The organism is Streptomyces kanamyceticus, from assembly GCF_008704495.1.
In the GTDB taxonomy this organism is placed as follows: Bacteria; Actinomycetota; Actinomycetes; order Streptomycetales; family Streptomycetaceae; genus Streptomyces; species Streptomyces kanamyceticus.
Window position 1 is genome coordinate 5,513,881 of record NZ_CP023699.1, and the last position, 16,727, is coordinate 5,530,607.

The following is a 16,727-nucleotide window of genomic DNA, read 5'->3' on the forward strand; positions in this document are numbered from 1 at the left end:
GTCCCCGGTCTTCGTCAGCGCCCGCTCTTCCTCAGCGCCCGGTCTTCCTGAGTGCCTGCCACTCGCGGAACACGCTCCAGACCCAGTAGGCGAAGACGGCCACCCAGACCAGCATCCATACGGAGGTGCGCTCGTCCGGGTCGAGCAGCCGGTCGACCAGGAGGATCGCGAAGACCACGGTCATGGCCGCGGTGCCGTACAACTTGCGCCGGGCGAGCCGCTGTTCCGCGCGCGGACCCTCCGACAGGCGCAGCGCGTAGACCTCGACGTCGCCGAAGACGTCCTCGGCGCGTTCACCGTCCGTCGTGTGTGTGAGGTGTTGACGGACCTCGCGCACGTGGCCGCGCGCCTCGGCGGCCTTCATGGCGTGCCGCCCGCGCAGCAGCCCGTCCAGGCGGGCCAGCCACCGCTCGTCGTCGGCGTCGCGGGGGCGCGGGGCGGGCGTGAACCAGCGGTCGATCGTGGCGTCGGGGAACAGGAAAGCGCCGACGGTCCACGCCGCGGCGGCGAGCGCGAGCACGGGCGCGGGGACGTCGAGCAGTCGCGCGTCGGGCGCGGCGGTGGTGAGCGCGGCGCCGCCCGCCACCGTGGCGGCGGTGCCCGCGAGCCACCCCCACATGCCGCGGATCCGCCCGGCGGCGCGGGCGACGAGCGCGACGGCGACGAGCATGACGGCGAGCGCGACGGTCGTGCAGCCCACGACCGAGGTCAAGGTCACCTCGATCCATAGCCCGTCCTCGATCCAGTACAGGAGGCAGAGGGCGGCGCCGACGAAGCCGAGCGTGCACAGCGCGGCGGAGACGCGTTCGCCGGGTGTCATGCCGTACACGTCGACCCGGGCGCGGCGCTCCTCGCTGATGCGTTCGGCGGCGACGGTGCGGGCGTAGGCGCCCGGGTCGCCGAGCACCTCGCGGGCGGGCAGTCCTGCCTGCTCCACGATCTCGTGCGCCTCGGCGAGGACCTCGTCGGCGAGGCCCGCGGGGGCGTCGTGGTCGAGAACGAGCCGCACCTCGACGGTGGCGGCCCAGTCCTCGTCGTCCTCGCGCACCCAATGCGGCGCGCTGCTACGGGTCTTGGTCATGCGTCCCCCTGCCCTTCCTGTTCACTGCGTTCGCTCTGTTCACCCTGTTCACCCTGTTCACCGATGAGAGTGGCGACGGTCCGGGAGAAGTCCCCCCAGGCGGCCCGGTCACGCCGCAGCCTCGCCCTTCCCTCGGCGGTGATCCGGTAGTACTTCCGCCCGGGCCCGCCCTCGCCCGCGCCCCACTCGACCTCGACGGCGCCTTCCTCTTCGAGGCGGGTGAGAGCGGGGTAGAGGGTCGCGGGCCGAACCCCGTCGAGCCCCGCGTCGGCGAGGCGCCCGAGCAGGGCGTACCCGTAACTCGTCGGCTCGCCGTCGAGGATGCCGAGCAGGCACAGGGGCAGCGCGGCGCGTGTCCATGGGGTGTGTGCGGCGGCGGCCACGGGCTCTCCTTCTTGGTCGGCGCGTTGCCTATTCGGCTCTGCGGACTATTCCAGTATCCAGAATAGTCGGCCATCTGTACAACCCTGTCTCCCCGCCGCCTTGCCACCGGTCTTGCCACCGGCCCTGCCACCGTCTCGCCGAAGCTCGAACCACACGCTCTTGCCGTCGCCTCGCGGGCGAGCCGCGGGCGCCACGCCCCAGTCGTCGGCAAGGGCCTGCACGAGCAGTAACCCGCGCCCGTGCTCGCTGTCCCGCGAGACGTCGAGCGTGGCGAGCGGTTCGGCGGCCGCGCGGTCGTCGTACACGACGACGCGTACGCCGTCGCGCAGGACCACGGTCTCCAGGTCGATGGTCGGCGAGCCGGTGTGCGTGACGGCGTTGGTCACGATCTCGGAGACGAGGGTGCGGGCGGTGTCGGCGAGGTCGGGCCGGTGGCCGTTCGCGGTGAGGAGCATCGCGACGGTGTCGCGGCAGATCTTGGGGGAGAGGGGGGTGTTGGGGATGGTGAGGAGGTAGGTCTGCGAAGTTCTGTTCGGCGGGTCATCCATCAGGTCAACTCCCTTGGAGGGAAGCGCTGGTGCGCGGCGAGCCACCGTGGCTTGGTCGCCCTGGGTGGCGACTGCTCTGCGGGTTCACTGGCGTGCCGTGTGCTGTCGGGGGCGACATTCGGGCACAGGTATGTGACGTCACATATGTATGACGCGGAATCCACTCGTGTGAGTGGACCGGCCGGAGGGGGAGGGGCAGACTGTGGCCTGCAGACTAGGAAGGGAACTGATGCCTCCCAGGAGCAATCCCACTGCGCGACAAGCGCGGTTGGGTGCGGAACTACGCAAGTTGCGCGAGGCCGCCGGTCTGTCGACCACGGAGGCCGGTGCTCTGCTGGGCGGCAACCAGGCGCAGATCAGCCACATCGAGGCAGGGCGGTGGGGCGTCAGCGCGGCCCGCGTGCGGCAGTTGGCCGTGCACTACGAAGCGTCGCACGGAGAGCTGCTGGACGCGCTGTGCGCGATGGCTGAAGAGCGTGGCAAACAGTGGTGGGACGAGTACCGGGGCGTACTGGCCCCGGGGTTCCTTGACGTCGCCGAACTTGAGTACCGCGCCGCGAGTCTCCGTTCCCTGCAGACAGTGACACTGCCGGGAATCCTGCAGACCGAGGACTACGTACGAGCGATCTACGGCGGTCACATCCCCGTGCTGCCCGCTGATGAGGTCGAGCTGCGAGTGGAGTTCAGGACGAGGCGGCAGCAGATCTTCGCGCGTGCCGACCCGCCCTCGTTCGAGGCATTCATCCACGAAGCCGCACTGCGCATGCGATTCGGAGGCGGCAAGGTCACGCGGGCCCAACTCAGCCACCTCCGTGCCGCATCCGAGTGGCCGAGCGTGAAGGTGCGCGTCATCCCTTTCGCCAACGAAGAGTTCATCGAAGCCACTCAACCCGTGCTCTATGCGGGTGGCCCGGTCTCCGAGTTGGACACGGCCCGGGTCTCCGGCGCACTCGGTGGCCACAGCCTGGGCACTGATGCAGGGCTCAAGAAGTACCGGACTCTGTTCGCCGTCGCGGACCGGACGGCGCTTGGGGTCAAGGCGTCCCGTCAACTCATCCACGACATCGAGAAGGAACTGTGAATACCCTCGCCCCGTCCTCCCTCCGGCAGATCCAGTGGCAGAAGTCCTCGTTCTCGGGTGCGGGTGACGAGGACTGCGTGGAGGTCGCCCACGCCGGATCCCAGCTCCTCCTCCGCGAGAGCGACGACCCGGACACAGTGATAGCAACCACGCCCGCGCGCCTGAACGCCTTGGTCCGCTGGCAGAAGTCCCATCGCCCCAAGGGCAGTTGATGAGCCGAGTCAGGAGATCGCGCTCAGCTCGGCCTCGATCAGGGCCCGAGCCTCCTCCCCGTACAGGGCAGAACCCTCAAGCAGCCGGAACGCCTTCTCGTAGAGGGCGACTTCGTCCTTGTCCGTGATGATGAGCTCCGCCGAGTACGTCTCGACCTCGACCGAGAGGCCGTCGAAGATCGAGAAGCAGTGCCCGGGGAACAGTGCCAGCTCCGCGCGCGACGGGATGACGCCCAGCTTGAGCCCGGGCAGTTCGAAGGCGTCGAGCAGACGGACCAGCTGGCCCCGCATGACCTCCACACCGCCGAGGTTCGTCCGCAATGCCTGCTCGCCGAGAACCGCGTGATACGTCCGGTTCTCCTGCCCCATGAACTGAGCTCGGGCGGTACGCGCTGCCACTCCTGCCTCGATGTCGTCGGGGGTTTCATGGAAGTCGACGACCCGTCGGAGGACCGCTCGGGCGTAGTCCGGGGTCTGGAGATTGCCCCAGATGATGTCGTTGCAGTAGTGGCGGGACTTCCGCGTGGTGCGGGTCAGTTCCAAGAAGTCGTCCTGCACCGGGCCGGTTCCCTCGCTGAGGTACTCGTCCCAAGTCCGACGCCCCTGCCTGGTTGTGGTCATACCTGAGAGTCTCCCCAGGGCACCAGGTGAAAGGAACCTCAAGTCCGTTCAAGTGTATGGAAGTTCGGTGCGCCGAGCGGTCAGCCAAGTGCAAGCTCAGGGGTAGAGATCGTTTCTCCCCGAGCTGGAGGAAGCCATGGAGCCCACGTTTGACGAGCTGTTCCGACTGGCCAAGCGATCTGCCGTCCATCTGGAGTGCGGGACGGGTACATGCAGTCCGACCCGGAGTACGTCTCCTGGCGGGACGGAGCGCGAGACGGCTCCCGCTATCTGGATCAGGAGACAAGCTCGTGGCTCGCGCTGATGCGATAGATCACCGGGCGCGGATCGTCTCGGAGCCCGTCACGGACTACATCCGCTTCGAGGACCACGTGACCGCCGGAAACGTCGCGGCGGGCGAACAGGTCCGTTGGCTGCCGCGGCGTCGAGCCTCGGACCTCGCACTCCCCGGCAACGACTTCTGGCTGTTCGATGACAGCTTCGTCGCCTTCCTGCACTTCACCGGAGCGGGCGAACTCTCGCCGGAAGGCGATGAGGAGCGTACGACGGACCCGGCCGTGCGGCGGTTGTGCTCCACAGCCTTCGAGGCGGTGTGGGGCCGGGCCGTCCCGCATGAGGAATACCGGATCCCCTGACGGGCCACGGTCGGATGCCCCGCCGGATCCTCGTGCCCCCGTCCCCTGACGCGTCGTCCAGCACGGTCGGGCCAGCTCGGCGGTCGGGGTAGTCGAGCACGACGCACCGCAGCTCGGCGATCATGGTCGGTGAGCGTAGAGGGCAGGCAGGCGTGGGTGTCAGGGCAGGAGCGCTGCCGCCTGGTCGGGGGCCTCGGTCAGCCACTGCTCGCGCTCGGCGGGTGTCGAGCCCGTCACCGTGCGGAAGACCGTTCTGCGGACGTCGGGTACGCCCACGTACGGTTCCGCCGCGCCGCTGCGCGGTCCGATGCCCGTCGGTGGCCGTGCCCGCAGTGCTGTCGACGCGGCGGAGCCCCTAGCGGGAACTGCTCGCCGCTTGGAGTTCCGTCAACTGCCTTTCTAAGCACAGATGTTGACGCCGATGTCCGTAGCCCGCTCGATGACGGCTTAGGGCACCTCTGATCAAGAGAGCCAAACGGCCAGGTCGGAGCGCAGTTCTAGACCTTGATCCCCGACAGCTTCGACAGTTTCAACAGCTCCGCGTTGCTCCTGCGGTGCAGGGATGACAGCACACGGAACACCTCCCGCCCCATCGGGTGGATGCGGGCAAACTGCGGAGCGACGTTCCATGCGGTTGACAGGTTCGCCAGGGCCCCGTCACGGTCCCCTGTGTCGAGCTGCGCCCGTGCCGCGTTGATGTACGTCGGTGCCACTCGGGTAGGGGACATTCCCGCCAGGGCGGCGGAAAGGTCATCCGTCAAGGCCAGGGCCTCGCGCGGCCTGCCGAGATCCACACCGGTGGCCAACCGGTGCGTGAACACGTTCTGCGGGCCAACCGTGAGGCCGTGCACGTCCAGTTCGCGGCTCATCCCTTGGGCAGTAGCCAGGGCCGACCTGATGTGCCGCTCCGCTTCTCGCTTCGCTTCCTTCTTGTCCTTGAGCCTTCCCGCCAGGGTCATGCCGCGAAGGTTGAGGATGCACACGGCAATGTCGCGGTCAGTGCTGTCGAGTGCTCCCTGAGCCTTGGTGATGGCGCTGTCCACCAGGCTGAGCCCGCGCTCGACGTCGCCGAAGTTCAGGTATGTGCCTGCACGGTCCCGAGCTGCTACAGCCTCCCCCAGCGGGTTCGGCTGCTGCTCGACCGCCCACCGCTGCCGAGTCACGGCAAGCTCTGCCATGTCCATCCAGCGATGCCGCGCGGCGAGCCAATAGGCGGTGCTGTAGACATCTGCGAGCACCATCCACGCTTCGGAAGTGTTCGCGGTGTGCGCGTGCGTCGTGGCGTCCCTCAGCAGCTGGGGAAGCATGGGAAGCAGCTTGGCGACATCGGCCTTGTTGCGGTACCCGTCCGCCGTACCCATGGCAGCGCTGAGCCTGCTCTCCTCGACCGTCCCACGGTTCGGCAGGTCATAGTCCCTGATGGCCGCCCGCAGGTCTTCCAGCGGTTGCTTCGCCCGTCGCGCAACCGCTGATGTCCCCAGCACTTCGGCCAAGGACAGTCCCATGGGCTTGCCGACCGCAGCCGCTACCGCCGGGGTGAGTGCCCGGTCCCCTACTTCGATCTTGGACAGGAGGGAGACTGAGATGTTCGCCTTCTTGGCCAGATGCGCCTGTGACCAGCCGCGTTCCTTTCGGAGCGCTGCCAGGTTCGCGCCAGGGGCGAGATCAGTGCTCATAGGCTCAGTCTTCCTCGCGGAACAGGTCCTGTCAGCCATCGTCACAGGCGACACGGGTGCCCGCACGTCCGATGTGCAAACTCTGTGCAAGTTCCTTTCCGTATAGGGGCGTTGACTGTGCGTAGATGCCAGTGGCGGCTGCCGAAAAGCTCGCCGCGACGCATCCGGTCGGTCAGTAGGCGTGGTGCGGCCTGGCCAATCGGTCTAGCTGCCTCCACCAGCAAAGGAAGGGAAGCGCGATGACAGTCGTGCTGGACAGCCCTACGCGGACACAGCTCCGCGACCCGGTGGCACTACTCAACGCGGTGCGCCCGCACATCAGGGAGTACACGTACAACGTGCTGGAAAGCCCCGGCTCGGTAGGTGTCACCATCTGGGAGCGCGAAATCAAGCTCCTGATGCGGGACAACGTCATGGTGCGTGACATGGCGGAACGCATCCTCGGGCAAGCGGTCGCTTACACCCTCACAGCCATGGAACGTCGAGACGTGCACATCGGGGTGGGTAAGACGGTGGACATCGGTGTCCATCAGCTCCTACTCGACACGCCCGTGTACTTCGCACTCTGCGAGGTCTACAACGGCGGCAAGTACAAGCACCACGCGCCGCTGATCGAGCGCCGCAGGGACGGGCTCGTGGGGCGCACCGCCGATGTCGTCCGGGAGAGCGGGTTCGCCGTGGATGACGAGCTGTGGGCCATGGACGACCCGGACTGCTCGCCGTGCGACGACAAGGTGCCCGACAGTCACTGAACCCCGCTAGAGTCCCGCTGCCCCGCCCGACTGGGCAGCGGGCCCACACGTCAACCAGGCGCAAAGGAAGCTCCGTTGGCTGCACGGCACGACATCGACAACGAACGCGAACTCTGGGACCAGTACGCCAACAGCAAGAGCGTGCAAGGTTCCGTCAACGACTCGCCCCCGGTCTTCTGCTGGACGCAGTACCAGGGGCACGGACCGGGGCCGGAGGTGCTGGGGCAGCCAACGACCGCTCTTGAGATCGGATGCGGTACTGGTCGGGCCGCCGCGTTCCTCGCGGAGCAAGGCGTCAAGGTCACGGGCATTGATCTCTCGCCCGTCATGGTGGACGGCATCACCCGACGGTGGGGCCCGCTCGGCGCACGGTTCGTCTGCGCGGAAGTGCTGGAGTATCTGCGCGAGAACCCGGAGCCGTACGAGGCGATCTATTCGATCTTCGGGGCCGTCTGGTTCGTCGACCCCGCGCGCCTCTTCCCTCTCGTGGCGCGGCGACTCGCCCCCGGCGGGGTCTTCGCCTTCTCACAGCCCCCCGCCATCCCGGGCGCCTACGGACCACAAGGCATGTACAAGGGCGGGTTCGCGGGAAGGGCGCTGTTCACCTACCGCTACAGCTACACCCCGAGGAAGTGGGAGAGCCTCCTCCTGCGGGCTGGATTCGATCAGGCGGAAGTGCAGGTTCTCGACGCCCCCGAACCTGACCACATCGGGACGTTGATCGCTCGCGCTGTAGTGAGCTGAGCTGAGCCAGAGCAGAGCAAGAACGCCCCGGCCGGGATGGCCAGGGCGTTTCGCGCTGACCGGCTGGTCCAGGCTGGTCCGTGCTGAGTCAGCACGGACCAGCCTGGTGTTTGCCCAGGTCAGGGGCGTAACTGCTAGACGTTGACGCCGAAGTCCTGCGCGATGCCCACGAGGCCCGAGGCGTAGCCCTGGCCGACGGCGCGGAACTTCCACTCGGCGCCGTTGCGGTAGAGCTCGCCGAAGACCATGGCGGTCTCGGTGGCGGCGTCCTCGGAGAGGTCGTAACGCGCGATCTCCGCGCCACCCGCCTGGTTCAGGATGCGGATGAACGCGTTGCGGACCTGGCCGAAGTTCTGCGAGCGGTTCTCGGCGTCGTAGATCGAGACCGGGAAGACGATCTTCTCGATGTCGGCCGGGAGGCCCGCGAGGTTCACGTTGATCTGCTCGTCGTCGCCCTCGCCCTCGCCCGTGACGTTGTCACCGGTGTGGACGATGGTCTGGTCCGGCGTCGCCTTGTTGTTGAAGAAGACGAAGTGGCCGTCCGAGTAGACCTTGCCCTGCGTGTTCACCGCGATCGCGGAGGCGTCCAGGTCGAAGTCGGTGCCAGTGGTGGTGCGGACGTCCCAGCCGAGGCCCACGGTGACGGCGGTCAGGCCCGGAGCCTCCTTGGTGAGCGAGACGTTGCCACCCTTGGACAGGCTTACTGCCATTGTTGGGAGTCCCTTCCCTCGTTACGTACGCACAGTGTGCGACAGGCGCTTCGTACTGGGGACGAAGCTACCTTCACTCCTACCAACGCCGATCGGGGTCCCCAAGGTTCCATATGGCTTTACTTTCTTTACCCGGCTGTTCTCGCCCCCCCGTCTGGCCCCCGATTCCCGCGCCGCGCGGAAAACGACGTGACGTGCGCCCGACAGACGCGGGACCATGAGGGCATGTCCGGTCCCCATGTCATCCGCGGCTCCGTCTCCCTGCCCGAGGCCGAGCTCATGTGGCGTTTCTCGCGGTCGTCGGGGCCGGGTGGGCAGCACGTGAACACCAGCGACTCGCAGGTCGAGCTGCGGTTCGACCTCGCGAACACCGACGCGCTGCCCGAGGTGTGGAAGGCGCGCGCCCTGGAGCGCCTCGCCTCCCGGCTCGTCGACGGCGTCGTCTCCGTACGGGCCAGTGAGCACCGCTCGCAGTGGCGCAACAGGGAGATGGCGGCCACCCGGCTCGCCTCCCTCCTCGCCGAGGCGACCGCGCCGCCGCCGAAGCCGCGGCGCGCGACGAAGATTCCCCGGGGCATCAACGAACGTCGCTTGCGCAACAAGAAGCAGCGGAGTGACACCAAGCGGGGCCGCTCGGGCCAGGGCTGGGGCTAGCCCCGTAAGGGGCGCGGGGAACTGCGCGAGCAACCACAACAAAGCCGCAGTCGCGTCTGCGGGGATCCCGGCAGCGGCGTCTGCGGCTTGTCGCGCGCTGAGCGCGCAGTTCCCCGCGCCCCTTACGGGGCCCCCCGTCAGCCCAGCTGCCGGTAGCGCCCACGGAAGTACGTCAGAGGCGAACCCTCCCCGCTCGGCAGCGACGCAGTCAGCACGCGGCCGATCACCAGCGTGTGATCGCCCGCCGCGACCGTCTGCTCCGTGCGGCACTCCAGCGTCGCCAGCGCGCCGCCGATCAGCGGGGCGCCGGACGCCGCGCCGCGTACGTAGGGGAGGTCCTCGAAGAGCAGCCGGTCGCTGATGCGGCCCTTCATCGCGAAGCGGCCCGCGATGTGCCGCTGGCTCTCGGAGAGCACGGACACCGCCCAGTGGGGCTGCTCGGCGAGCAGGTCGTCCATCCGGGAGCCCTCGCGCAGGCTGACCATGACCAGCGGCGGGTCGAGGGAGACGGACAGGAACGCCGTCGCCGTCATGCCGACGTCCTCGCCGAGCGGGGCCGTCGGATCGTCCGGGTCCAGGGCGGGCTCGCGCGCCGTCACCAGGACCACACCTGCCGCGAGACGGGACATCGCCGCGCGGAACTCGTCGTTGCTCACCCCATCAGCATGCCCATCCGGTGATGGGTGCCGTGGGGAAGGCGGGGCCGGAAGTGTCTTCAGTACGTGAGCCACGCATCGACGCTAGCCTCCCGTCAGCCCCGCCACATCGGGCCCTGGGCCCAGTCCGGTCCTAGGACCGAGGACCGAGTTAGGGCGGCGGCGAATGTGGCAGAAGGCGGCACGCGGTGCCGTGAAGTGCGGTGGACTAGTCCAAGGGACTGGACCAACGGCAGCTCCCCACCTGTGACTTGAGTCACAGGGCCCATATTTTGTTGACCCTGTGTACCGAGTGAGCTGCTCGCTGTGATTCAGTGACGGTGGCAATAAGACACTGAGGGCACAAGGGCACAGAAGTACCACGGGCGAAGAAGCATCAACGGCACGGAAGAACAGGCACGGAAGAACACGGCACGTAAGAACACTGCGGGCGCTGCGCATCCTGGAGTTGCTGTCGAGGTCTCGGGGAGAACGAGCATGGAGACCGAGTCGGAGCCGTACGTCCGTCTTGCGACCCTGCGGCAGCTGCACCAGGTGGTGGCGGAGCTCAACACGGCCCGGAGCCTGGCGGACACGCTGCAGACCGTCGCCGACGGCGTCGTCAACGGCCTTGGCTACGAACTGGCGTGTGTCAATCTCGTGCGCCCGGACGGCGATCTCGTCGTCGCGGCCTTCGCGGGCAACCCCGCCGCCGAAGCACTGATCACCGGACGCGTCGGCTCCCGTGACGCCTGGGAGCACCGCCTCGCCATGGGCGAGCCGTGGGGCGCGCTGCGCTTCATCTCGTACACCGAGGGCTGGGTCCTCGACGACGACGACGTCCCGCAGTGGTACACCGAGGGCCCCGCACCCCGCTTCGAGGACGAGTGGCACCCGGCGGACCGCCTCTTCGCCCCCATGTACGCGACGGGCGCGGCCGGTGGCGAACTGCTCGGCGTGATCTCCGTGGACCGGCCGCGCAACGGCCGCAGGCCCGGCGCCTGGGGCCGCGAGGCCCTGCAGATGTACGCCTTCCAGGCCGCCATCGCGATCAGCAACGCCCGCCTGCGGGCCAACATGCAGCGCGCCCTGGTCCGCCTGGAGAGGGAACAGCAGGCACTGCGGGCCAGCGAGGAGAGTTTCCGGCAGGCCTTCGAGTACGCGCCGTCCGGCATGGCCATCGCCGAGATGGGCGGCGACCAGCACGGCAGGATCCTGCGCACGAACGACGCCCTCTGCCGTCTGCTCGGACGCCCCGCCTCCGCCATGCGGCGCTACTCCTTCTCCGACCTCGTGCACCCCGAGGACATCGGGACGCTGCTCCGTACGTCCGCCGAGGGCGGCCGCGCCGAGCTGCGGCTCGCGCGGCGCGACGGGACGTACGTCTGGGTCAGCCTCAGGAACTCCGTCGTCGCGGACGCCGCCGACGGGCCCCGCTTCCTGCTCACCCACGTCGAGGACATCGAGGAGCGCAAGCGCCGCGAGCTGCACCTCGCCCACCGCGCCAGCCACGACTCGCTGACCGGCCTGCCCAACTCCGCCGAGCTGCGCGCCCGGCTCAGCGCCCGGCTCTGTAGGAGGCCCCACGCGGGCCAGCAGAGCGCCGTGGACTCGCTCGACGCCGCCTACGAGCACGGCTTCGACTTCGGGCGCGCCTCGCACGAGCAGCGGGACGAGGGCTTCGACCACCACGTGCACACCGTCGCTCCGCAGGGCGACGACGACGTGGACGACGGCACCAAGGGGCTCGCGGTCCTCTTCTGCGACCTCGACGGCTTCAAGTCGATCAACGACCGCTTCGGGCACCACACGGGGGACGCCGTCCTCATCGAGGTCGCACGGCGTCTGACCAGCGGCGTTCGGGACGGGGACACGGTGGCGCGGCTCGGTGGCGACGAGTTCGTCGTCCTCGCGGACGGGCTCGGCCGCGCCGACGCGCAGGACCTCGCGGTCCGGCTGCGGAACGCGATCATCCCGCCGATCCGCGTCGACGGCAGGGCGGTGCGTGTGGGGGCGAGTTTCGGCATCGGCTGGGCGCACTGCGGGATGTCGGCGGACGAAGTGTTGCACTCCGCTGACCAGCGGATGTACGTGGAGAAACGCTCCCGTGCCAAGCAGCACAGGCGGGCCGGATAACGGCCTCGATGAGGTCAACGCCACCCCGTGGCCTCACTCGGACCGGGTAGGCTCCCCGCGTCAGCGATGTGAGGGAGTGACCAGGGAATGACGCCCGGCAATAACGGCGGGAACACGCCGAGCGCGCCGCAGGGCGACGACGATCCGTTCGGCTACCTGTACGAGGACGGACAGGCGGCCGGAGCGACCCCGCCCAGCGGCGGTGGCGGCTACGGGTACCCGGGTCCCCGCTCCTCGTACAACCACGTGCGGGCCGTCGGCGACCGGCGCCCGGCGTACGGGCAGACCCAGCCGACCCAGCAGTACGGTCAGCAGGTCCCGCCCCAGCAGGGTGCCTACGGCCAGCCGAACGCCCACTACACCGCGCCCGAGGCGCAGCCCGGCGGCGCCCCCGTCGGCTCGCCGCAGTACGCGCCCGCGGGCGGCGGACGCGGTCGGGGGCCGAACAGTAAGGGTCTGCTGATCGCTGCGGTAGCGGTGGTGGTCGTGGTCGCCCTCGGTATCGGCGCAGCCATGCTCTTCGGTGGTGACGGGGATGAGGACAAGAGCGAGGGAGCGGGCAGCAAGCCCTCGCAGGCCCAGTCCGTCGAGCCGAGTGAGAAGCCCTCGAAGGGGCCCGAGCCCGTCGATCTGCCGAAGACGGACGCGAAGGCACTGAAGCTGGAGGGTGGGACATCCACGTCTTCGGACGTCAAGGGCGCGAAGTCCACAGGCGGCATCTACGTCCAGGGCTTCAACCAGGTCGGTGCCAAGGTTTCCTGGACGGTCAGCGTCAAGAAGGCGGGAAGCTACCGGCTGTACGTGCGCTACGGAATTCCCGGTGAGGATGCTGACGCCACGCTCAACGTCAACGGGAAGCCGAACAACCAGCCTCTCGGCATGAAGAACTTCATTCCGTCGCCCAAGGGTGACTGGGAAAAGGGCTGGCAGACGACGTGGGCCCCCGCCGATCTCAATGCGGGGACGAACGTGATCGAGCTCGAGTGCGCCGAGGGCAACAAGTGCAACGCCAACATTGACCAGCTGGCGCTGAAGAAGTGAAGTGCTAGGAGTGACATGAGACGGCGGTGGCCACCCTCCACGAAGGGTGGCCACCGCCGTCTCATGTCATGCGATACCAAAAGCCATGCCGAAGCCGTCGGCTAGGCGATGCGGCCCCACTCCATGCAGCGGCTGGCGACCCAGGCCTTCTTGCCGTTCCAGCGCACCAGGTGCCAGTTCGTCTCCTTGGGGCTTGAGCTGGAACAGCGGTAGGTGCCGCCATTGTGGGTGCCGCTGCAAGCGGACACCCAGCACCTGATCTTCTTGCCGCGCTTCAGCGTGCCGACCTTGCGCGAGCTGGCGCTCGCCTTCTCGCGAACGGCGGTGTCGCCATAGTTGTTCCAGCCGCCGCCCCACTCCTGAGCTGCCGCCCGTGCACTGGCAGCGGGCGCGGGGGCCGCGACCGATCCGGAGTCGGCGGTTGCGCTCGCGGTGGTGGCGGTGAAGGCGCCGAAGGCGATGGCGGCCGCCACGGTGATTCGGACGGCCTTGTTGGGCTTACGCAAGGATTCCCCCATGGGTTGTGATCAAGGTCAGTGATCACGTTACGTTGCAGAGATGCGCGTGGCCACGCCAATTCAGGCCGTCGCGGTCCGGCAGGTCACCACGGCTCGGCGCAGCACGTCCTCGTACGTCGCGGGATCGAACTCGCCCGCCACCGGCGCCGCCACCGTCGCCGCCGAGAGGGCCACGGCGCGGGCGAGCCTGTCCGGCCAGGGCAGGCCCTCGGCGAGTGCGGAGAGCAGGCCCGCGACGGCCGAGTCGCCCGCGCCCGTCGGGTTGCCGTGCACGCGCACCGGCGGGGCCGCCTGCCAGCTGCCGTCCGGGGTGACGGCGAGGAGTCCTTCGGCGCCGAGTGAGGCGATGACGGCGTGGGCGCCCCTGCGGCGTGCGTCGCGGGTGGCCCGGGAGGGCTCGTGGGAGCCGGTCAGCTCGGCGAGTTCGTCGGCGTTGGGCTTGACCATGTCGGGGCGGGCCGCGACGCCGCGGCGCAGCGGTTCGCCGCTGGTGTCCAGGAGTACCGGGACGCCTGCCGCCCGCGCGGAGCGTACGAGCAGGGCGTACGCCCCGACGGGGACGCCCGGTGGCAGGCTGCCGCAGAGGGCTATCGCGGCGGTGCCCGGGCGGCGCGCCAACTCCTCGTAGGAGTCGAGGAAGGCGGCCCACTCGGCGGGCGAGACCAGCGGGCCCGGTTCGTTGAGCTGGGTGGTGTCGCCGGTCGCCGCGTCGACCACGGCGAGCGTGCGGCGGGTCGCGCCGTCGACGCGGGTGAGCGCGTCGGTGAGGCGCGGCGCCTCGGCGAGGCGCTCGTGCAGGGTGCGTCCCGTGTCGCCGCCCGCGAAGCCCGCGACGCTCACGTCGTGGCCGAGCGCGGCGAGCACCCGGGCGACGTTCAGGCCCTTGCCGCCGGGGCGTTCGGTGACCTCGGTGACGCGGTGCGAGGTGTGTGGGGTGAGGGCGGGGACCCGGTAGGTGATGTCCAGGGCGGTGTTCAGCGTGACGGTGAGGATCACTGGTGCCACGCCCCCGGGTCACTGGTCACTGGTCACTGGTCACTGGTCTCTGAACGGGTTCTGATCATGCCAAACAGAAGGCGGTTGGCCCAGGGGTGGGGCCGACCGCCTTCCGTGTGTTGCCTGTTCAACGGGTGGTGAAATCACCCGAGTTGGGCTTAATTGGGCTCAACGGCTTAATTGGGCTCAACGACCCAGGCGCCCTTGCGCATCACGCCCGTGAGGTTGAAGTCCGCGTCGAGGACCACCAGGTCCGCGTCCTTGCCGGGTTCCAGTGAGCCCACCGTGTCGTACATCCCGAGCAGCTTGGCCGGGTTGGCGGAGATGGCGCGGACGGTGTCGTCGACGGAGAGGCCGTCGACGGTCACCGAGCGCTTGAAGGCGCGGTCCAGGGTGAGCGTGGAGCCCGCGATCGAGCCGCCCTCGACGAGCCGCGCGACGCTGTCCTTCACCTCGACCTCCAGCGGGCCGAGCATGTAGCGGCCGTCGCCGAAGCCCGCCGCGTCCATCGCGTCGGTGATCAGTGCGACGCGTCCCGCGCCCGCGTGGTGGAAGGCCAGTTCGAAGGCGGCCTTGTGCAGGTGCGTGCCGTCGTTGATCAGCTCGACCGTGACGCGCTCGTCCTCCAGGAGCGCCGCGATCGGCCCCGGGGCGCGGTGGCCGAGGACCGGCATGGCGTTGTAGAGGTGCGTGGCGACGGTGGCGCCCGCGTCGATGGCCTCCACGGTCTGCTCGTACGTCGCGTCGGTGTGCCCGATCGCCGCGATCACGCCGTGCTCGGCGAGCAGCCGCACCGAGTCGATGCCGCCCGGCAGTTCGGTGGCGAGCGTGAACATCTTCGCCTGCCCGCGCGCCGCGTCCATCAGCTTGCGGACGTCGGCGGGGTCGGGGTGCCTGAGCAGCGCCTCGCTGTGCGCGCCCTTGCGGCACGGCGAGATGAACGGGCCCTCGAAGTGGATGCCCGCGAGGTCGCCCTGCTCGGCGAGTTCGGAGAGCACCCCGGCGCGCTGGGCGAGGAAGTCCATCTCGCCGGTGACGGTGGAGGCGACGACGGTGGTGGTGCCGTGCAGGCGGTGCGTGTGGATGCCCTTGAGGACGTCCTCGACGGTGCCGGAGGTGAAGGAGGCGCCGCCGCCGCCGTGGTTGTGGATGTCGACGAAGCCGGGGACCACCCAGTGGCCGGTGAGGTCGACGGTCTCGGCGTCCGCGGGAGCGCTCCCGGCGATGCGCGTGCCGTCGACGATGACCCGGCCGTCCGTGAGCGTCCCGGTGGGCAGTACCACCTGGGCACCGGCGAGAACCTTGCTAGTGGCCATCAGGTGGATACCTCCGTGGGGTCGTGGTCGGTGTTGTGGTCGGTGACGCGGCCGGCGTTCCGGTCGACGAGGTCCCAGGCGAGCAGGCCCGCGCCGAGGCAGCCCGCGGTGTCGCCGAGGGCCGCGGGGACGATCTCCGGGAGCGTCTGGAACTGGACGACGCGCCGCTCGACGGCCGCGCGGAGCGGCGTGAACAAGGTTTCCCCGGCCTCGGCGAGACCGCCACCGATGATCAGGGTGTGCGGGTCCAGCAGAGTGAGGGCGGTGAGCAGCCCGTCGGCGAGGGCGTCGACGGCGCCCTGCCAGACCTCCTGGGCGCGCGGGTCGCCGGACTCGACGGCCTTCGCGCAGTCCGCGGCGTCCGCCTCGGGGTCGCCGCTGGCCTCGGCCCACGCCTTGCTCACCGCGGAGGCGGAGGCCAGGCGCTCCAGGCAGCCGCGCTGGCCGCAGCCGCAGGGCGGTCCGTCGGGGCGTACGACGATGTGGCCGATCTCCCCGGCCGAGCCGTGCGCCCCGGGCTCGATGGCTCCGCCGATGCCGATGGCGCCCGCGATGCCGGTGCCAAGGGGCACGAAGAGGAACCGGTCGGCGCCCTTGCCCGCGCCGATGCGGCCCTCGGCGAGCCCGCCGGTGCGCACGTCGTGGCCGAGTGCCACGGGGACGCCTTCGAGCCGCGCGCTGAGCAGGTCCCGCATGGGGACGTCGTGCCAGCCGAGGTTGGCCGCGTAGACGGCGATGCCGCGCTCGGCGTCGACGATGCCGGGCACGGCGACGCCCGCCGCCTCGGCGGGTTCCCCGAAGTGGGTGATGCCGTGCGCGCGGAGGTCCTCGGCGAAGTCGAGGATGGAGTCGACGACGGCGTCGGCCCCGCGTTCCCTGCCGGTGCGGCGGCGCGCCTCGTACAGCAGGGTGCCGTCCGCCCCTACGAGGGCGGCCTTCATTCCGGTGCCGCCCACATCCAGGGCGATGACGTGTCTCACGGGGGAC

Annotated in this window: 18 protein-coding genes and 1 pseudogene; 8 read left to right on the plus strand and 11 right to left on the minus strand. The window is 69.4% G+C overall.

Annotated elements, in window-relative coordinates; genetic code table 11:
- Nucleotides 1-31: 31 nt before the first annotated feature.
- From CP970_RS23680 to CP970_RS23690, 3 genes are read right to left on the minus strand one after another with little or no spacing between them, the layout of a single operon-like run.
- Nucleotides 32-1,081: a hypothetical protein gene (locus CP970_RS23680; RefSeq protein ID WP_055551605.1), complete on the minus strand. Its 1,050-nt coding sequence runs from the start codon at nt 1,079-1,081 to the stop codon at nt 32-34.
- Nucleotides 1,078-1,464, minus strand: a complete 387-nt coding sequence (locus CP970_RS23685) for a PadR family transcriptional regulator (RefSeq protein WP_055551603.1) — start codon at nt 1,462-1,464, stop codon at nt 1,078-1,080. Before CP970_RS23685 ends, CP970_RS23680 begins: the two co-directional genes overlap by 4 nt.
- Before the next feature lie 45 nt (nt 1,465-1,509).
- Nucleotides 1,510-2,013: an ATP-binding protein gene (locus CP970_RS23690; RefSeq protein ID WP_055551600.1), complete on the minus strand. Its 504-nt coding sequence runs from the start codon at nt 2,011-2,013 to the stop codon at nt 1,510-1,512.
- Nucleotides 2,014-2,242: 229 nt separating this feature from the next.
- Between CP970_RS23690 and CP970_RS23695 the strand changes: the two genes are divergently transcribed.
- Nucleotides 2,243-3,094: a helix-turn-helix domain-containing protein gene (locus tag CP970_RS23695; protein ID WP_055551598.1), complete on the plus strand. Its 852-nt coding sequence runs from the start codon at nt 2,243-2,245 to the stop codon at nt 3,092-3,094.
- A complete protein-coding gene (locus CP970_RS23700; RefSeq protein ID WP_055551595.1) occupies nt 3,091-3,306 on the plus strand; it encodes a DUF397 domain-containing protein in 216 nt (71 codons plus the stop codon). The genes CP970_RS23695 and CP970_RS23700 overlap by 4 nt, the downstream gene beginning before the upstream one ends.
- Nucleotides 3,307-3,315: 9 nt before the next feature.
- Here the strand turns inward: CP970_RS23700 and CP970_RS23705 are convergent, their stop codons facing one another.
- Nucleotides 3,316-3,927 carry a DUF5753 domain-containing protein gene (locus CP970_RS23705; protein WP_063806177.1) on the minus strand — a complete coding sequence of 204 codons (612 nt, stop codon included), beginning with the start codon at nt 3,925-3,927 and terminating at the stop codon, nt 3,316-3,318.
- 136 nt (nt 3,928-4,063) lie between these two features.
- Between CP970_RS23705 and CP970_RS23710 the strand changes: the two are divergent.
- A pseudogene (locus CP970_RS23710) lies at nt 4,064-4,562 on the plus strand (DUF6879 family protein).
- A gap of 497 nt (nt 4,563-5,059) precedes the next feature.
- Here the strand turns inward: CP970_RS23710 and CP970_RS23715 are convergent.
- The gene (locus CP970_RS23715) at nt 5,060-6,238 is read right to left on the minus strand and encodes a helix-turn-helix domain-containing protein (protein ID WP_055551590.1); all 1,179 of its coding nucleotides are present in this window, start codon (nt 6,236-6,238) and stop codon (nt 5,060-5,062) included.
- Nucleotides 6,239-6,477: 239 nt separating this feature from the next.
- On the opposite strand from CP970_RS23715, the gene CP970_RS23720 reads away from it, so the two are divergent.
- Nucleotides 6,478-6,990 carry a hypothetical protein gene (locus CP970_RS23720; protein ID WP_055551588.1) on the plus strand — a complete coding sequence of 171 codons (513 nt, stop codon included), beginning with the start codon at nt 6,478-6,480 and terminating at the stop codon, nt 6,988-6,990.
- Nucleotides 6,991-7,065: 75 nt separating this feature from the next.
- Nucleotides 7,066-7,734 (plus strand): class I SAM-dependent DNA methyltransferase, encoded by a 669-nt coding sequence (locus tag CP970_RS23725; RefSeq protein WP_055551586.1) that lies wholly within the window; start codon nt 7,066-7,068, stop codon nt 7,732-7,734.
- A gap of 134 nt (nt 7,735-7,868) precedes the next feature.
- Here CP970_RS23725 and CP970_RS23730 read toward each other — a convergent pair whose 3' ends face one another.
- Nucleotides 7,869-8,444: a TerD family protein gene (locus CP970_RS23730; RefSeq protein WP_055551584.1), complete on the minus strand. Its 576-nt coding sequence runs from the start codon at nt 8,442-8,444 to the stop codon at nt 7,869-7,871.
- Between the two features lie 225 nt (nt 8,445-8,669).
- On the opposite strand from CP970_RS23730, the gene arfB reads away from it, so the two are divergent.
- Nucleotides 8,670-9,098 (plus strand): alternative ribosome rescue aminoacyl-tRNA hydrolase ArfB, encoded by a 429-nt coding sequence (gene arfB, locus CP970_RS23735; RefSeq protein ID WP_055551582.1) that lies wholly within the window; start codon nt 8,670-8,672, stop codon nt 9,096-9,098.
- A 137-nt stretch (nt 9,099-9,235) separates the two neighbouring features.
- On the opposite strand, the gene CP970_RS23740 is transcribed toward arfB, so the two are convergent.
- Nucleotides 9,236-9,727 (minus strand): flavin reductase family protein, encoded by a 492-nt coding sequence (locus CP970_RS23740; protein ID WP_079043780.1) that lies wholly within the window; start codon nt 9,725-9,727, stop codon nt 9,236-9,238.
- Between the two features lie 504 nt (nt 9,728-10,231).
- On the opposite strand from CP970_RS23740, the gene cdgB reads away from it, so the two are divergent.
- Together cdgB and CP970_RS23750 are read left to right on the plus strand one after the other, a co-directional pair.
- Complete coding sequence (gene cdgB, locus CP970_RS23745; RefSeq protein WP_055551577.1) at nt 10,232-11,869, plus strand: diguanylate cyclase CdgB; 1,638 nt, start codon at nt 10,232-10,234, stop codon at nt 11,867-11,869.
- Between the two features lie 87 nt (nt 11,870-11,956).
- Complete coding sequence (locus CP970_RS23750) at nt 11,957-12,910, plus strand: CBM35 domain-containing protein (protein WP_055551575.1); 954 nt, start codon at nt 11,957-11,959, stop codon at nt 12,908-12,910.
- Between the two features lie 101 nt (nt 12,911-13,011).
- Here the strand turns inward: CP970_RS23750 and CP970_RS23755 are convergent, their stop codons facing one another.
- The 4 genes from CP970_RS23755 to CP970_RS23770 form a co-directional block, all read right to left on the minus strand.
- The gene (locus tag CP970_RS23755) at nt 13,012-13,416 is read right to left on the minus strand and encodes a hypothetical protein (RefSeq protein WP_150493860.1); all 405 of its coding nucleotides are present in this window, start codon (nt 13,414-13,416) and stop codon (nt 13,012-13,014) included.
- 72 nt (nt 13,417-13,488) lie between these two features.
- Nucleotides 13,489-14,424 carry a 1-phosphofructokinase family hexose kinase gene (locus CP970_RS23760; protein WP_055551571.1) on the minus strand — a complete coding sequence of 312 codons (936 nt, stop codon included), beginning with the start codon at nt 14,422-14,424 and terminating at the stop codon, nt 13,489-13,491.
- Between the two features lie 176 nt (nt 14,425-14,600).
- On the minus strand, nt 14,601-15,740 hold the full coding sequence (nagA, locus tag CP970_RS23765; RefSeq protein ID WP_055551569.1) for an N-acetylglucosamine-6-phosphate deacetylase: 1,140 nt from the start codon (nt 15,738-15,740) through the stop codon (nt 14,601-14,603).
- Nucleotides 15,740-16,720 (minus strand): ROK family protein, encoded by a 981-nt coding sequence (locus CP970_RS23770; RefSeq protein WP_055551567.1) that lies wholly within the window; start codon nt 16,718-16,720, stop codon nt 15,740-15,742. Before CP970_RS23770 ends, nagA begins: the two co-directional genes overlap by 1 nt.
- Between the last annotated feature and the right edge of the window lie 7 nt (nt 16,721-16,727).

Excerpts from the sequence above, each read along its gene's own strand:
- CP970_RS23730 (WP_055551584.1), bottom strand. The coding sequence starts at position 8,444 with ATGGCAGTAAGCCTGTCCAAGGGTGGCAACGTCTCGCTCACCAAGGAG.
- CP970_RS23750 (WP_055551575.1), top strand. The coding sequence starts at position 11,957 with ATGACGCCCGGCAATAACGGCGGGAACACGCCGAGCGCGCCGCAGGGC.
- CP970_RS23740 (WP_079043780.1), bottom strand. The coding sequence starts at position 9,727 with ATGTCCCGTCTCGCGGCAGGTGTGGTCCTGGTGACGGCGCGCGAGCCC.
- nagA (WP_055551569.1), bottom strand. The coding sequence starts at position 15,740 with ATGGCCACTAGCAAGGTTCTCGCCGGTGCCCAGGTGGTACTGCCCACC.
- CP970_RS23720 (WP_055551588.1), top strand. The coding sequence starts at position 6,478 with ATGACAGTCGTGCTGGACAGCCCTACGCGGACACAGCTCCGCGACCCG.
- CP970_RS23715 (WP_055551590.1), bottom strand. The coding sequence starts at position 6,238 with ATGAGCACTGATCTCGCCCCTGGCGCGAACCTGGCAGCGCTCCGAAAG.
- arfB (WP_055551582.1), top strand. The coding sequence starts at position 8,670 with ATGTCCGGTCCCCATGTCATCCGCGGCTCCGTCTCCCTGCCCGAGGCC.
- CP970_RS23690 (WP_055551600.1), bottom strand. The coding sequence starts at position 2,013 with ATGGATGACCCGCCGAACAGAACTTCGCAGACCTACCTCCTCACCATC.
- CP970_RS23705 (WP_063806177.1), bottom strand. The coding sequence starts at position 3,927 with ATGACCACAACCAGGCAGGGGCGTCGGACTTGGGACGAGTACCTCAGC.
- cdgB (WP_055551577.1), top strand. The coding sequence starts at position 10,232 with ATGGAGACCGAGTCGGAGCCGTACGTCCGTCTTGCGACCCTGCGGCAG.
- CP970_RS23680 (WP_055551605.1), bottom strand. The coding sequence starts at position 1,081 with ATGACCAAGACCCGTAGCAGCGCGCCGCATTGGGTGCGCGAGGACGAC.
- CP970_RS23695 (WP_055551598.1), top strand. The coding sequence starts at position 2,243 with ATGCCTCCCAGGAGCAATCCCACTGCGCGACAAGCGCGGTTGGGTGCG.